12 protein-coding genes are annotated in these 14,257 nt (G+C 69.9%); 2 read left to right on the forward strand and 10 right to left on the reverse strand.

Annotation, left to right across the window (positions count from 1 at the left end; translation table 11 throughout):
- Positions 1 to 89: 89 nt before the first annotated feature.
- From AC6LJ5_RS01795 to AC6LJ5_RS01835, 9 genes are all read right to left on the reverse strand, one after another.
- Positions 90 to 776, reverse strand: coding sequence for a GntR family transcriptional regulator (locus tag AC6LJ5_RS01795; protein WP_103274757.1), 687 nt, complete (start codon positions 774 to 776; stop codon positions 90 to 92).
- Between the two features lie 105 nt (positions 777 to 881).
- Positions 882 to 2,249 carry an LLM class flavin-dependent oxidoreductase gene (locus AC6LJ5_RS01800; protein WP_103274756.1) on the reverse strand — a complete coding sequence of 456 codons (1,368 nt, stop codon included), beginning with the start codon at positions 2,247 to 2,249 and terminating at the stop codon, positions 882 to 884.
- A 3-nt stretch (positions 2,250 to 2,252) separates the two neighbouring features.
- Positions 2,253 to 3,062, reverse strand: coding sequence for a MetQ/NlpA family ABC transporter substrate-binding protein (locus AC6LJ5_RS01805; RefSeq protein WP_498139682.1), 810 nt, complete (start codon positions 3,060 to 3,062; stop codon positions 2,253 to 2,255).
- A 166-nt stretch (positions 3,063 to 3,228) separates the two neighbouring features.
- A complete protein-coding gene (locus tag AC6LJ5_RS01810) occupies positions 3,229 to 4,206 on the reverse strand; it encodes a tripartite tricarboxylate transporter substrate binding protein (protein WP_498139683.1) in 978 nt (325 codons plus the stop codon).
- Positions 4,207 to 4,298: 92 nt separating this feature from the next.
- The gene (locus tag AC6LJ5_RS01815) at positions 4,299 to 6,251 is read right to left on the reverse strand and encodes an acyl-CoA synthetase (RefSeq protein WP_498139684.1); all 1,953 of its coding nucleotides are present in this window, start codon (positions 6,249 to 6,251) and stop codon (positions 4,299 to 4,301) included.
- Positions 6,248 to 7,399: an acyl-CoA dehydrogenase family protein gene (locus AC6LJ5_RS01820; RefSeq protein ID WP_498139685.1), complete on the reverse strand. Its 1,152-nt coding sequence runs from the start codon at positions 7,397 to 7,399 to the stop codon at positions 6,248 to 6,250. The genes AC6LJ5_RS01815 and AC6LJ5_RS01820 overlap by 4 nt, the downstream gene beginning before the upstream one ends.
- Before the next feature lie 9 nt (positions 7,400 to 7,408).
- Positions 7,409 to 8,599, reverse strand: a complete 1,191-nt coding sequence (locus tag AC6LJ5_RS01825; protein ID WP_498139686.1) for an acyl-CoA dehydrogenase family protein — start codon at positions 8,597 to 8,599, stop codon at positions 7,409 to 7,411.
- Positions 8,600 to 8,793: 194 nt separating this feature from the next.
- Complete coding sequence (locus AC6LJ5_RS01830; RefSeq protein ID WP_392413135.1) at positions 8,794 to 9,972, reverse strand: acetyl-CoA C-acyltransferase; 1,179 nt, start codon at positions 9,970 to 9,972, stop codon at positions 8,794 to 8,796.
- Positions 9,973 to 10,015: 43 nt separating this feature from the next.
- Positions 10,016 to 11,554, reverse strand: coding sequence for a 3-hydroxyacyl-CoA dehydrogenase (locus AC6LJ5_RS01835; protein ID WP_498139687.1), 1,539 nt, complete (start codon positions 11,552 to 11,554; stop codon positions 10,016 to 10,018).
- A gap of 138 nt (positions 11,555 to 11,692) precedes the next feature.
- On the opposite strand from AC6LJ5_RS01835, the gene AC6LJ5_RS01840 reads away from it, so the two are divergent.
- Positions 11,693 to 12,622 (forward strand): LysR family transcriptional regulator, encoded by a 930-nt coding sequence (locus AC6LJ5_RS01840; RefSeq protein WP_103274749.1) that lies wholly within the window; start codon positions 11,693 to 11,695, stop codon positions 12,620 to 12,622.
- 95 nt (positions 12,623 to 12,717) lie between these two features.
- Complete coding sequence (locus AC6LJ5_RS01845; RefSeq protein ID WP_498139688.1) at positions 12,718 to 13,509, forward strand: hypothetical protein; 792 nt, start codon at positions 12,718 to 12,720, stop codon at positions 13,507 to 13,509.
- A 214-nt stretch (positions 13,510 to 13,723) separates the two neighbouring features.
- On the opposite strand, the gene AC6LJ5_RS01850 is transcribed toward AC6LJ5_RS01845, so the two are convergent.
- Positions 13,724 to 14,197, reverse strand: a complete 474-nt coding sequence (locus AC6LJ5_RS01850) for a DUF2000 family protein (RefSeq protein ID WP_498139689.1) — start codon at positions 14,195 to 14,197, stop codon at positions 13,724 to 13,726.
- Positions 14,198 to 14,257 lie beyond the last annotated feature (60 nt).

The following is a 14,257-nucleotide window of genomic DNA, read 5'->3' on the forward strand; positions in this document are numbered from 1 at the left end:
CATCCGGCGGACGCCGGCTGCATGTAACACTGTATCGGCTTGCCGGCGCCGCGCCTTGCGCTGGATCAAGCGGACGAGGGGACGGCGCGTCAGCGCAACAGCGCGGTGACCAGGTCGGCGTCGCCTTGCGCGCCGGCCTGGAAATCCAGGGCGTCCAGCACATGGCGCAGGTGTTCGTCCATCAGGGCGCTGGCGGCGTCGGCGTCGCCCTTGCGCGCGGCCTGGATGAAGGCACGGTGCTCGCGCGAGGAACAGCCGGCGTCGTGCGTGCTCTGGTACAGCGCGGTGATGACGGCGCTGCGCGCCAGCAGCTCGCGCAGCATGTCGGTGAGCACCTGGTTGCCGACGATCTCGGCGAGCAGCAGGTGGAAGTCGCCCAGCAGGCGGTTGCGCGCCTGCGCGTCGCCACTCTCCAGCGCCTGGCGTTCCCGGGCCAGGTGGGCCTCGATGCGGCGGAAGTCGGCCGGGCGGGCGCGGGCCGTGAACTCGCGCGCCAGCGCGGTTTCCAGGATGCGGCGCACGGCATAGACCTCGCGCGCCTCGTCGGCGCTGGGCTTGCTGACGAAGGCGCCCTTGTCCGGCACGATATTGATCAGCTTGTCCTTGGACAGCATCAGCAGCGCGGCGCGGATCTTGGTGCGGCTGACCTGGTAGGCCCGGCCCAGCGCCTCCTCGCGCAGGCGGGTGCCTGGCGGCAGACGGTGCGCGACGATGGCGGCCGCGACATCCTTGGCGATGTCGTCGGCGCTGGGGTCTGGGGTGGCGTGCTGGGTCATGGGCGGCGGCCTGCGGGCCGGCGGGTGCGGGCGTGGGGCCGCCAGTCTATCAAACTCCGTTTTTCGGCTCTCATGTCCGCGTCCGCGCGACCGGCGCGCCCGGCTTCAACCGGCGCGACCGGGCCGGTGGCTGGCGGCCGGATGCGAGGCCGGCAGCCGCGCGGCGCCCGCGCTGAACAGCTTTTCGCGCAGCGTGCCGGGCGCGTAGTCTTCCTTGTAGATGCCGCGCGATTGCAGCTCGGGCACCACCAGGTCAACGAAGTCGCGCAGGCTTTCATGCGCGACCAGGCGGGTGAGGTTGAAGCCGTCGATGTCGGTCTCGCGCATCCAGCCCGCCAGCGCGTCGGCCACGGTCTGCGGGCTGCCTACGATGGGCGGCAGCCGGTAGCCGTTCTGCATCTGCGCCAGCAGCTTGCGCACGGTCCAGGTCTGCGCGCTGCGCGTGGTGATCGAGTCCAGCAGGGTCTGGATGCCCTGCGTGGCCTGTGCCTGGATCGGCTCGTCCAGGCCGTAGCGCGAGAAATCGATGTGGACCTGGCTGCCGTAATGCGCCAGCGCCGCCATGGGATTGGCGTAGCGCGCGTATTCGGCGTGCTTTTCCCAGGCCTGGGCGTCGGTTTCGCCGACGATGACGGTGGCCATGGCGTAGACCTGGATGTCCTCGCGCCGGCGGCCGGCGTCCTGGACCTGTTTGCGCAGCGCGGCGACGATGTCACGCACCGCCGGCTGCGCGCCGGTCAGGAACACGCATTCGGCGTGCGCGGCGGCGAAGCGCTGGCCCCGGCTGGAGGCTCCGGCCTGATACAGCACCGGCGTGCGCTGCGGCGAGGGTTCGGACAGGTGCGCGCCCTCATAGCGGTAGTACGGCCCCGCGTGCCGCTGCACGCGGATCCCGGCGGGGTCGGCGAAGATGCGCCGCTCACGGTCCACGCGCACCGCATCGTCGTCCCAGCTGCCTTCCCACAGCTTGTAGACGGCTTCCATGAAATCGTCGGCGATGGCGTAGCGGTCGTCGTGCGCGGCCAGCTCCTGGCCCAGGGCGCGCGCGGCGCTGGCCTGGTGGCCGGTGACGATGTTCCAGCCGATGCGTCCGCGCGTCAGGTGGTCCAGCGTGGACATGCTGCGCGCGAATACATAAGGATAGGCGTGGCTGAGATTGGCGGTGACGCCGAAGCCCAGGTGGCGCGTGGCGTGGGCCATCGCCGACACCAGCAGCAGCGGATCGTTCATCGGCGCCTGCACCGCCTCGCGCAGCGTGATGCCGGGATCGCTTTCCAGCCCGTCCACCATGCCCAGCGTGTCGGCCAGGAACAGGCCGTCGAACTTGCCGCGCTCCAGGATGCCGGCCAGCTCGACCCAGTAGTCCAGGTCGCGGTAGTTGCGCGACTGGTCGCGCGGATGCGCCCAGTAGCCGTGGGCGATGTGCCCGACGGTGTTCATGTCGAAGGCATTGAGCCGGATCTGCTTGCCCATGTCTCAGCCCGCCTGTTCCAGCCAGGGGAAGGCGATCAGGTCGTGGTACAGGCGGCGCAGCGTGGCGCGCACTTCCTCCGAGCCCTGATAGATGGCGATGAACTTCAGCAGGCGCGGGTCCTGGGCGTTTTCCGGCCGCGTGACCCAGCGGATGGCATAGCGCGAGCTGTCCTTCTCGGCGTAGAGCGCCGATTCCGGCTTGACGCCGGCCACCGCGACGAAGCCCGGATAGATGACGGCCGCGTCCACGTCGTCCAGCGCGCGCGCCACGATGCTGCCTTCCAGCTCGCGAAAGCGCAGCTTGCGCGGATTGGCCGTGACGTCGCGCAGCGTGGCCTTGGTGCCCACGTCCGGCTTGAGCGTGATGAGGCCGGCTTCCTGCAGGATCAGCAGGGCGTGGCCGGTGTTGACCGGATCATTGGGGTAGGCGATGGCGGCGCCGTCGGGCAGCTCGGCCAGCGCGCGGTGCTTCTTGGAATAGATCGCCATCCGCGACGTGTAGCCCAGCGCCACCGGCACCAGCTTGTAGCCCTTGGCGGCGATCATGCTTTCCAGATAGGGCAGGTGCTGGTAGTAGTTCGCGTCCAGCGAGCCGTCGTTCACGCCCTCGTTCTGGCTGATGTAGTCGGAAAACTCCACCAGCTTGACGTCCAGCCCCTGGGCCCGCGCCTCGCGCACCGCGATTTCCATCGCCACATTGCCCAGGCCCACCGACACGCCCAGCGTCAGCGGTTTGTCGGCGCGCGCCGCGCCGCCGCCCAACAGGGCGACGGCGGCCAATGCCGCCATGCCCGCCCGGATGATTCCTTTCATGCCTGCCACGTTGCTGCTCCATCACTGCGGTTGCCGCGCCGCGCCAGGCGGCGCGGCGGCGGAAAAGGCGTGCATTGTGGTACGGCGCGGACAGGCCGAACAAACAAGGAATTCTCATTTGCTTAAGCCGGGAATCCGGAACCAATCAGGGCAGGGCGAGGGCGCGTCAGTCCTTGGCCATCAGGCCCAGCGCCTCGATCAGGCCTTTCTCCCTGGCGTAGGTCGCGCGCGCCCATTCGCGGTAGTCCTGGCTGTCGCGATAGGCGGGCTGTTGGTTCAACTGCTGCATCACCTCCAGGCTGGCCGGGTCGTACAGCGCGCGCTTGAAAGCGTCGTGCAGGGTCTGCACCACGGCCGGGTCCATGCCCTTGGGGCCGGCAAGGCCGTAGGGCGAGGTCGACACGACCTTGTAGCCCAGCTCCTGGGCCGTGGGCACGTCGGGCCAGCGCGTGGTGCGCTGCTCGCCGAAAGTGACCAGGAGGCGCATCTTGCCGGCGTCGACGAACTGGTCCCAGCCGGTGGCGTCGCTTTGCGCCATCACGTGTCCGCCCAACAGCGCCTGCTGCATGTCGGCATTGCCCTTGAACGGCACGTGGTTCAGCTGGACGCCGGCGTTGCGCGCCACTTCCTCCATCAGCAGGTGCGGCGACGAGCCCGCGCCGGTCGAGCCGTAGTCGATGCTGCCGGGGGCCTTGCGCGCGGCCTCGATGTAGTCGTTGAAGGTTCTGTACGGAGAATCGGCGCGCACGGTGAAGCCGAAGGTATAGCCCGACAGGCCGATGATGAAGGTGAAATCGTTGATCGGGTCCCAGTTGGTCTTGTGCATGTAGGGCATGCGCAGCATGGCCAGGGTGTACAGCGAAATGGTGTAGCCGTCCGGCTTGGCGGTCTTGGCCATGTTGGCCGGCCCCAGCGTGCCGCCGGCGCCCGGCCGGTTTTCCACGATGACGGGCTGGCCCAGGTACTTGGATGCGTCCTGCGCCACGATGCGCAGGTGGCGGTCGGTGGAGCCGCCGGCAGGAAAGGGCACGATCAGCGTGACCGGCTTGGCGGGAAAGGCGCTTTGCGCGGCGGCCGGCAGGGCGGTGGCGAGCGCGTACAGGGCGGCGCCGAGCAGGGCGCGGCGCAGGGGCTGCATGGACATGGCGGGAGTCTCCTTGGGGGATGCGCGGGCGCGGCCCCCGGGGCCGCGTCCTGGCGGGTTGCGCGTCTGTGCGTGCTCGTCTTTTTCCGTGTTCATTCAAGCAGCGGCACGGACACGGGCAGCCGCGCCAGCGTCTCGCGCAGCCGTGCCCGCAGGGCCGCGGGCGCGTCCGGCAGGGCCTGCACCGCGACCTGCGGCTGCGCGTCGGTCAGCACGCGCAGGCAGGGGCTGTCCTCGGGCAGGCCGCTTTCGCGCAGCGACTGCGCCACCAGCGCCTGGACCGATACGGCGACGGCCAGGCGGCGCAGGTCGGGTTTGTAGATCTTGCCCACATTGGTCATGGGCATCTGTTCCAGCACGATGACGCGGCGCGGCCGCGCCGGGCCTTCGTCGACCGTGGCGGCGGCATGGGCCAGCAGTTCGGCCTCGGTGATCCGGGCCTCCTCGGCCAGCGTGACGAAGGCGACCGGCAGCTCGCCGGCATAGGCGTCCGGCGCACCGACGGCAGCGCACAGGCGCACGGCCGGATGCGAGGCCAGCGCGTCCTCGATGGTCTTGGGATCGATGTTGTGGCCACCCCGGATGATCAGGTCCTTGGCCCGGCCTTGCAGATGCAACCGGCCTTGTTCGTCCAGCCGGCCGATGTCGCCGCTGATGAGCCAGCCATCCTCGGTGAAGGCTTGTGCGGTGTCCGCCGGATCGACGAAGCCGGGGATCACGTTGGGCGCCTTGAACAGCACCATGCCGGCCTCGCCGGGCGGCAGGTCGCGCGCCGGCCTGCCGGGGGCGGCGTCCAGCGTGGCGATGCGCACCTGTACATAGGGCAGCGGAAAGCCCACGCAGTTGACCGGAAAAGCCGAGCCAGGCGGGCTGATGGACGAGATGCCGGCCATTTCGGTCATGCCCAGGCTTTCGTTGACGTGCAGGCCGAATTGCCGCTCGAAGCGCGCGGCCAGTTCGGCCGGCAGCGGCGCGGCGCCGGTGCGGCAGTAGCGCAGCGAGGAAATGTCCGCGCCGTCCAGCGGCACCTCGGCCAGCGCCGCCAGGATGGTCGGCACGCCCTGCAGCGAGGTGGCGCGATGGCGCTCGACCAGGCACCAGTAATTGCGCAGCACCTCGCGGTTGCGCAGCAGCTGCGTCGTGGGGATGATGGTGGCGACGCCGGCCGACAGCGCGGCCAGCGAGGCGGGCAGGGCGCCGGCCACGTGGAACAGCGGATAGCCGTTGATGACCACATCGCCGGGGCCGGCGTTCTGCAGCTGCACCGCGGCCCAGGCGGTGAAGACCTGGTTGGCGTGCGTGTGGATGGCCAGCTTGGGCGCGCCGGTGGTGCCGCCCGTATGGAAATAGGCGGCCACGTCGCTGCCCTGGATACGGCGGCCACTCGCCAGACGATCGGCGGACAGGGCGGCGCGCGCGGCGTTGAAGTCCAGCGCGCCTTCCGGCAGCGCCGGCCGCGCCGACGCGGGCTCGTCCATAGGCGCGACGCGCAGCAGGCTGCGCAGGCTGGGCACGCGCTCGCGCAGGCGCAGCGCCTTGGTCCAGGATTCGCAGTCGGCCTCGGCGCCGTAGGCGATCAGCGCGCGCGCGCCGGTGGCGTTCAGCAGCGCCGCCAGCTTGTCCTCGGATAGCAGCGGATTCAGCGGCTGCACCGCGCAGGCCGCCTCGCCGCCCCATAGCGCCAGGTGGTATTCCAGGCAGCCGGGCAGCAGGATGCCGACGGCGTCGCGCGGGCCCAGCCCCAGGCTGTGCAGCAGGTTGGCCGTCTGGTGGATGCCGGCCAGCAGTTCGCGATAGCTCCAGCTCACCGTATCGCCGTCCGGGTCGGCGGTCTTCAGGAAGGTCAGGGCCGTCCGGTCGCCAAAGGCGGAGGCCGAGTTGCGGAAGATCTCGTAGGTGCTTTGCACCGTCAGCGTCTCGGCCAGGGGCCGGGCCGCCAGCCGTCGCACGTCGTCGATGCCGCGCACCGGGAAGGGCGCGGCGAAGGGCGGCGCCAGCGGCGGCTCCTGCGTTTGCGTGACGGGCGGGGCGGTGCCGGCGGTCATGATGCGCTCCGGTCGCGTTGGCGGCCCAGCGCGATGTAGCGCCGCAGATGGTGGTCCTCGTCGCCCAGCTGGTGGTCGATCATGACCAGCCGCTTGGCGTAGTGGGCCAGCGGCAGTTCCCAGGTCATGCCGATGCCGCCGTGCAGCTGGATGCTTTCCTCGGCCACCAGCGTGCCGATCCGGCCGATGGTGTACTTGGCCGCCGACAGCGCCTGTTCGCGCGCCAGCCGGTCGGGCAGGTCGAGCGCGGCGGCGGCGTTGATCACCGCCGAACGCGCCTGCTCGATCTCCAGCAACAGATCGGCCATGCGGTGCTGCAGCGCCTGGAAGCTGCCGATGGGCGCGCCGAACTGGCGGCGCGTGCGCAGATATTCCAGCGTGGCGTCGCGGGCGCAGTCCATCGCGCCCAGGGCCTCGGCGCACAGCGCCAGCAGGCCGCGTCCGGTGGCGTGTTCCAGCAGCGCGTGGCCGGCGCCGGCCTGGCCCAGCAGCGCCGCTTGCGGCACGCGCACCTGGTCCAGCGTCAGCTCGGCCGCGCGGCCGCCGTCGACCAGCGCGTAGCCACGGGCGCTCAGGCCCGGCGCGCTGGCCTCGACCAGGAACAGGCTGATGCCGTCTTCCTCGTCTCCGGCGCCGGACGTGCGCGCCGACACCAGGTACAGGTCGGCGTGCCCGCCGGCGTTGACCACGGCCTTGGTCCCGCGCAGCCGCCAGCCCGCGCCGTCGCGCTCGGCGTGGGTCGAGACGCGCGACAGTTCGTAGCCGGCATCCGGCTCGGCGCAGGCCAGCGCCGCGACCTGCTCGCCGGCGATCAGGCCGTCCAGCGATTCGCGCTGCGCCGGCGTGCCGGCCTGGGCGATGGCGCTGCCCACCATGAGCGCGTCCAGGAAGGGCTCGACCACCAGGCCGCGCCCCAGCGCCTCGAACACCACGGCGATGTCGAAACCGGCGCCGCCCAAGCCGCCGTCGCGCTCGGCGAACAGCGCGCCGATGGCGCCCAGCTCGGCATAGCGGCGCCAGAATTCCGGGCTATGGCCGCGCTCGGCGCCGGCGTTGCGGTGGCGCGTGGCGATGTCGTACTGCTCGGCGACAAAGCGCCGCAGCATGTCGGACAGCATGCGGCGGTCTTCGGTGTGCTCAAAATTCATGGCCGGCCCTCACAGTCCCAGGATCATCTTGGCGATGATGTTTTTCTGGATTTCATTGGAGCCGCCGAAGATCGACAGCTTGCGGTTGTTGAAGTATTGCGCCGAGGAGGTGTCGGCGCCGTCCGGCCCGATGGGCGTGTCGGCGCCATGCAGCGTCCCGCCGTCGCCGACCCGGGCATAAGGACCCATGGCGCGGCGGTTCAGCGCGGTGATTTCCTGGCGGATCTGGGTGCCGCGTATCTTCAGCATCGAGCTTTCCGCGCCCGGCGCGCCGCCGCCTGCGACGGCGGCCACCACGCGCAGGTTGGTGGTGCGCATGTTGGCCAGTTCGATCTCCACCCGCGCCAGGCGCGCGGCGAAGTCGGGGTCATCGGCCAGCGGGCGGCCGTTGCGGCGCTGGCGCGCGGCCACGGCCTTCAAGCGGGCCAGCGCCGCGGTCGACTGCCCGACGCCGGCGATGTTGGTGCGTTCATAGGTCAGCAGGTACTTGGCGCAGGTCCAGCCCCGGTTTTCCTCGCCCACCAGGTTCGCGGCCGGCACCCGCACGTCCGAGAAGAACACCTCGTTGACCTCGTGCTCGCTGTCCAGCGTGATGATGGGGCGTACTTCCACGCCCGGGCTGCGCATGTCGATCAGCAGGAAGCTGATGCCTTCCTGGCGCCGGCCCTCGTGCGAGGTGCGCACCAGGCAGAAGATCATGTTGGCGTAGTGGCCCAGCGTGGTCCAGGTCTTCTGGCCGTTGACGATGTAATCGTCGCCGTCGCGCACGGCGGTGGTCTGGACGGCGGCCAGGTCGGACCCCGCGCCCGGCTCGGAATAGCCCTGGCACCACCAGTCCGTGCCGTCCAGGATGCGCGGCAGCCAATGGCGCTTCTGCGCCTCGCTGCCGTACTTGATCAGCACCGGCCCCAGCATGCTCAGGCCAAAGGGCACGATGCGCGGCGCGCCGGCCAGCGCGCACTCGTTATCGAAGATGAACTTCTGCGTGCTGCTCCAGCCCGTGCCGCCGTACTCCGCCGGCCAATGGCTGGCCAGCCAGCCGCGCCGGTTCAGCACGGCGTGCCAGCCAGCCATGTCCTCGCGCGTCAGCGGCCTGCCGCGCAACACCTTGTCGGACAGCGCGGCCGGCAGTTGCGCGGCCAGGAAGGCCCGCACCTCGTCGCGGAACGCGGTTTCTTCGGCAGTGAATTCCAGATCCATATCAGTCATCCGTGGCGCTGTGCGCCAATATCGTCGCAAGAAAATCGGTGCCCTCGACCGGGGCCGCACGGAGCCGGCTTTGCCGGTCCGTAGCGGCGCCCCTTGAGGGGGAGCGCGAAGCGCTCGGGGTGGGTCTCTCCTTCCGGTCCGTAGCGGCGCCCCTTGAGGGGAGCGCGTAGCGCTCGGGGTGGGCTCTACATTTCGAACAATCCGGCGGCGCCCATGCCGCCGCCCACGCACATCGTGACCACCGCGTACCGCGCGCCCCGGCGGCGACCTTCCAGCAGCACATGGCCGGCCAGCCGCGCGCCGGTGACGCCGAAGGGATGTCCCAGCGCGATGGCGCCGCCGTTCACGTTCAGTCGTTCCATTGGAATGCCCAGGCGCTGCTGGCAGTACAGCACTTGCGAGGCGAAGGCTTCGTTCAGCTCCCACAGGTCGATGTCGTCCACCTTCAAGCCATGCCGCGCCAGCAGTTTTGGCACGGCATGGACGGGGCCGATGCCCATCTCGTCGGGCTCGCAGCCGGCGATGGCCAGGCCCCGGAAGACGCCCAGCGGCGCGATGCCGGAGCGGCGGGCCTCGGCCGCTTCCATCAGCACGCAGGCGGCCGCGCCGTCGGACAGCTGCGAGGCATTGCCGGCGGTGACGAACTGGCCGTCCCCGCGAACCGGCTTGAGCGCGGCTAGCGCCTCGTAGGTCGTGCCGGGGCGGTTGCAGGTGTCGCGGTCCACGGTGACTTCGCGCTCGCTGACGGCGCCGGTGGCGCGGTCGGTCACGGCCATGACCGTGGTGACCGGAATGATCTCTTCCCGATAGCGGCCGGCGGCCTGGGCCGCCTCGGTGCGCTGCTGGCTTTGCGCCGCGTAGCGGTCCTGCGCCTCGCGGCTGATGCCGTAGCGGGCGGCGACGATGTCGGCGGTCTCGATCATGGGCAGGTACAGCTCGGGCTTGTGCGCCAGCAGCCACGGATCCAGACCGCTGACGCCGTCGTCGCGGGTGCGGATCTGCGAAACGCATTCGACGCCGCCGGCGATCATGGCCGGCGCGCCGTCCATCACGATGCGCGCGGCCGCCGAAGCGATGGCCTGCAGGCCCGAGGCGCAGTAGCGGTTGATGGTGGCGCCGCCCACGGACACGGGCAGCCCGGCGCGGATCACGGCCTGGCGGCCGATGTTGCGGCCGGTGGCGCCCTCGGGATAGCCGCAGCCGATCAGCGCGTCCTCGATCAGGGCCGGGTCCAGGCCGGCGCGTTCCACCGCGGCGCGCACGGCGTGCGCCGCCAGGGTGGGACCGGCGATCAGGTTGAATTCGCCGCGCTGCGCCTTGGTGATGGGCGTGCGTGCGGTGGAGACGATGACGGCTTCTCTCATGTCGCGTACTCGCAGGAAGGGGAAGGGGCGGGCGGCGCCGCGTTCAACGGTTCAGGCTGGCGAAACCGCGCCCGGATGCCGCCAGCTCGGCCAGCAGCGGCGAGGGCTTCCAGAACGCCGGATCCTCTGCCGCATAGGCGCGCACATCGGCCAGCACGCGCTCCAGGCCCACGCTGTCGGCGTAGTGCATGGGGCCGCCGCGCAGCCGGGGAAAGCCGTAGCCGTACAGGAACACCACGTCGATATCCGAGGGGCGCAGCGCGATGCCCTCGCGCAGCACGTTGGCGGCCTCGTTGATCATGGCGGCCAGGTAGCGACGCTGAATCTCGTCCTGGCTGAATGCACGGGGCGAGCCGCCGGCGCGGCGGCGTTCCTCGTCGATCAGGGCCAGCACTTCGGGATCGGGCTCGCCCTGGCGCGCGCCGTCCGGATACAGGTAGAAGCCGCGCCCGGTCTTCTGGCCGAACCAGTCGCGCTCGCACAGCAGGTCGGGAATGCGCACGTAGCGCAGCGCCGGGTCGCGCGTGGCGGCGCGGCGCTTGCGGGTGGCCCAACCGATGTCGCCGCCGGCCAGGTCGGCCATCTGGTACGGACCCATGGGATAGCCGAAGGCGCGCACGGCCGCGTCGATCTCGTAGGGCGAGGCGCCGTCCTGCATCATCAGGTCGGCCGCCTGCCGGTGCACGGCCAGGATGCGGTTGCCGATGAAACCGTCGCAGACGCCGGCCCGCACGGGCGTCTTGCCCAGCCGCCGCGCCAGTTCGAATCCGGTCGCCACGGTGTCGGGCGCGGTCGACTGGCCCGCCACCACCTCCAGCAGCTTCATGATGTTGGCCGGCGAGAAGAAATGCAGGCCCAGCACGTCGGCCGGCCCGCGCGTGGCGCGCGCGATGCGGTTGATGTCCAGATAGGACGTATTGGTCGCCAGCACCGCGCCCGGCCGCGCCACGCGGTCCAGCTCGGCGAACACCGCCAGCTTGACGTCCATGTCCTCGAACACGGCCTCGATGATCAGGTCCGCCTCGCCCAGCGCGTCATACGTGGTGGCGCCTTGCCAGCGGTTCATGCGGGCCGCGCGTTCGTCCTCGCTCATGCGGCCCTTGCCCACGAGTCGCGCGTAGACCTGATCGACCCGCGCGCGGCCGCGCGCCAGCGCCGCCTCGTCCTGTTCCACCATCACCACCGGCAGCCCCGCGTCGAGCAGCGCCACGGCGATGCCCGCGCCCATGGTGCCGCCGCCCACCACGCCGACGCGCTCCAGCCGGCGCGGCCTGGCCTGCTCCAGCTCGGGAATGCGCCAGGTCCGCCGTTCGGCGTGGAAGGCGTGCTCGATGGCGGCGCGCGTCACCGGATCCGGGCCGGCCTCGCGCAGCGCCGCGTCCAGCGCGGCGTTGGCCTGGGCGTCCAGGGATGTTGATTGGGGATCCCCGGCGGCGGGGCCGTCCGCGTGGCGCGTGCCGGCGCTGGCTTGGGCTGTCATGGCTTGCGTCTCCTTGGCCATCTCCGTGGCCGGTTTCTTCATCGCCGGGCCGCCATCGCAGGCGACAGACCCCTGGGGGCGCGGCGTAAGGGCTGGGTTCATGGACCGTTTGAAACGGTCCACGCCCTGCGCCTAATTCTTGATCAGCAAAGAAGTCTTGACAATGCCATCAATAATTGACACCGCGATCAATAAAATTTGACAATGCAGCGGAACGCAATCGAACGACGATAGGCCGACATGGACACCAAATCCCTGACCCTGCTGGTGGAGATCCTGGACGCGGGCAATCTGAGCGAGGCCGCGCGCCGGCTCAAGATGACCCGCGCCAATGTCAGCTACCACCTGAGCCAGCTGGAGCGGTCGGTCGGCATGCAGCTGGTGCGGCGCAGCACGCGCCGCGTGGAAGCCACCGAGATCGGGCTGAAGCTCTACCAGCACGGCCGCAGCATCCAGGACGAGCTGGTCGCCGCGCGCGAGTCGGTGCAGAGCCTGGGCAAGACGCCGCAGGGCAAGGTCCGGCTCAGCGTGCCCAGCGGCTACGGCCAGTTCGTCATGACGCCCTGGCTGCTGGAGTTCAAGCGCGACTATCCCGACATCGTGCTGGACGTGCTGTTCGAGAACAGCGTGGACGATCTGCTGCGCGACGAGGTCGACATCGCGGTGCGCATCATGTCGGAACCGCCGCAGAACCTGGTGGCGCGTGAACTGGGACAGGTCCGCTACGTGGCCTGCGCCTCGCGCGCCTATGCGGAGGCCAAGGGGCTGCCCGCGATGCCCGAGGACCTGGCGCGCCGCCCCGTCATCAGCGCCGCCGTCATCGGCCGGCCGCTGCGGCTGTCGGCCTATTACGGCGGCCAGCCACGGCAGCATGTGGTGCTGGAGCCCACCGTGCTCTCGCGCAATTACGCCTTCCTGCGCGACGCCATGCGCGCCGGTCTGGGCGTGGGCATCGTGCCCGACTACGTGGTGCACGAGGACGTGGCGCGTGGCGAGCTGCTGCAGGCGCTGCCGGACTGGCGGCTGAGCATCTTCGGTCGCGCCATGTATATGCTGTACATGCCTAACCGCCACCATCCGCGCGCCATCGCGATGATGATCGAGTACATCCTGCGGCGCGCCCAGGCCGCGCATGAGGGGCAACCCGGCCTGCTGGGCGTTGCGGGCTGAACCGAGAATTCGTTGCCATTTAAACAATTGGTGACGCCCCACTGGAAAAACTGCGCCACAATGCGCCACCGTATTCCCGCCCGCCAGGTACCACGATGAAGAAGACCCTTGCGCTGCTGATGTGCGCCGCCTTGCCCGCCCTTGCCGCCGCGGCCCAGCCCGATGTCGAAGCGTTGAAGCTGAACCCGCAGAACAAGCTGTACTGCAATGATCAGGCCGATTGGTGCGTCGGGATCAAGCTGGACGGCGGATTCGAGGACAACGGTCCCTTTGCGTCCAGCCGTAGCCTGCGCGCCGATTACCGCATCTGGGACTTGCCGGATATTCCGAACTTTTCCAACTTCACCGTCTGGCCGCACCTGATACGCCTGAGCGAGGAGCGCGCCCTGGTTGGCGTGATCGGCCCCGCCGCGCCGGACTACAAGCAGGAAATCCAGTTTTCGGGCGGCAGTTTCTCGCGCAAGGACCTGTACCTGTTCATGGTCGATCTGGACCAGAAGGTCTCGGGCCTGGTGCACGTGATGCCCCTTAGCGCCAAGGCGTCGATACGATCCTGCTTCAACGAATCGGATCAGCAGCGACGCGAGGCTAATTGCATGGATCAGTATCGCTACGACGCCGTGCTCAAGGCGGTGGCGGGCGGGCAGTCGTATCCGGACCTGCAGGTCACCACTCAGGCCACGCGTGCACCGGCGGGGGCCAGCCGCTATGCGGATTCGAGCAAGCTGCCGGCGCCGACGGCGGCGCAGTCGCGGCCGCAGGCCGACAATCAGTGCAGCTACACCGTCACCTACAAATGGAAAGAGGACGGTTCGGTGTATCGGCCCGCCACGCCCGTGCCGGATTGCGCCGAATTCCTGGAAGCCCAGCCGCCGAAGAAGGGCTAGGACGTTCCGACGTTCTTGACGGCCCGGCGCGGGCGCGTGGCATCGTGCCGGCCCAGTGTGCTGTCCCGCAGATACGCCCGCACGAAATCCACCCCTAGCCGCCATGGCGTCGTTGCAAATCCTCGTGATACCTACGGGTATCACTGCGGTTTGCGCCTGGCCCTGACGTCTATGGATGAATTTCGTCATGCGGACGTACCTACGGGACAGCACACTACCGCAGCATCGGCAGGCTGCCCGTCAGTCCATTGATCCAGCGCCGCGCGCCGGCCAGTCCGATGCCCAGCATGGGCAGGCGGCGATGCGCGGATTCCCGGTGGCGCTCCCAATAGGCGTGGCAGTCGTGGATGCCTTGCGCATAGGCGGGAAACAGCGCTAGCCCGCCGCCGACGGGCGGCTCCATGGGCAGGCGGTCGCACAGCGCGGCCATCTGCGCGTCATTGGCGCTGAGGATGATGATGGGCAGGTGCGAGATAGCGAATGATTGCAGTCCGTCCACATCCCGCAGCGGCCGAGCGGCCCAGCCGGGCAGGCCCGCGCCCAGGCCGGCGGCGATGCAGGCGGCGGCGTTGGCCGCCTGGCCCAGGGCCAGGCCGGCCGACACCACGATGACGACTTTTTCCGGCGGGACGGGCGCGGACGTGGCGGGCGATTCGATGGGGCCGCCGGCGGCGGTCGGGTCGTGCATGGCGCGGTTCCTGGCAAAGCCGCCATGCTCGCGCGGGCGTCGCGCCGGGTCTTGAACGGG

Source organism: Achromobacter sp. 1011791174 (genome assembly GCF_059760925.1).

Bases quoted from the DNA above. Each gene is read 5' to 3' on its own strand.
- AC6LJ5_RS01800 (WP_103274756.1), bottom strand. From the start codon at position 2,249: ATGGGCAAGCAGATCCGGCTCAATGCCTTCGACATGAACACCGTCGGG.
- AC6LJ5_RS01805 (WP_498139682.1), bottom strand. From the start codon at position 3,062: ATGAAAGGAATCATCCGGGCGGGCATGGCGGCATTGGCCGCCGTCGCC.
- AC6LJ5_RS01830 (WP_392413135.1), bottom strand. From the start codon at position 9,972: ATGAGAGAAGCCGTCATCGTCTCCACCGCACGCACGCCCATCACCAAG.
- AC6LJ5_RS01820 (WP_498139685.1), bottom strand. From the start codon at position 7,399: ATGAATTTTGAGCACACCGAAGACCGCCGCATGCTGTCCGACATGCTG.
- AC6LJ5_RS01795 (WP_103274757.1), bottom strand. From the start codon at position 776: ATGACCCAGCACGCCACCCCAGACCCCAGCGCCGACGACATCGCCAAG.
- AC6LJ5_RS01850 (WP_498139689.1), bottom strand. From the start codon at position 14,197: ATGCACGACCCGACCGCCGCCGGCGGCCCCATCGAATCGCCCGCCACG.
- AC6LJ5_RS01835 (WP_498139687.1), bottom strand. From the start codon at position 11,554: ATGAACCCAGCCCTTACGCCGCGCCCCCAGGGGTCTGTCGCCTGCGAT.
- AC6LJ5_RS01810 (WP_498139683.1), bottom strand. From the start codon at position 4,206: ATGTCCATGCAGCCCCTGCGCCGCGCCCTGCTCGGCGCCGCCCTGTAC.
- AC6LJ5_RS01845 (WP_498139688.1), top strand. From the start codon at position 12,718: ATGAAGAAGACCCTTGCGCTGCTGATGTGCGCCGCCTTGCCCGCCCTT.
- AC6LJ5_RS01815 (WP_498139684.1), bottom strand. From the start codon at position 6,251: ATGACCGCCGGCACCGCCCCGCCCGTCACGCAAACGCAGGAGCCGCCG.
- AC6LJ5_RS01840 (WP_103274749.1), top strand. From the start codon at position 11,693: ATGGACACCAAATCCCTGACCCTGCTGGTGGAGATCCTGGACGCGGGC.
- AC6LJ5_RS01825 (WP_498139686.1), bottom strand. From the start codon at position 8,599: ATGGATCTGGAATTCACTGCCGAAGAAACCGCGTTCCGCGACGAGGTG.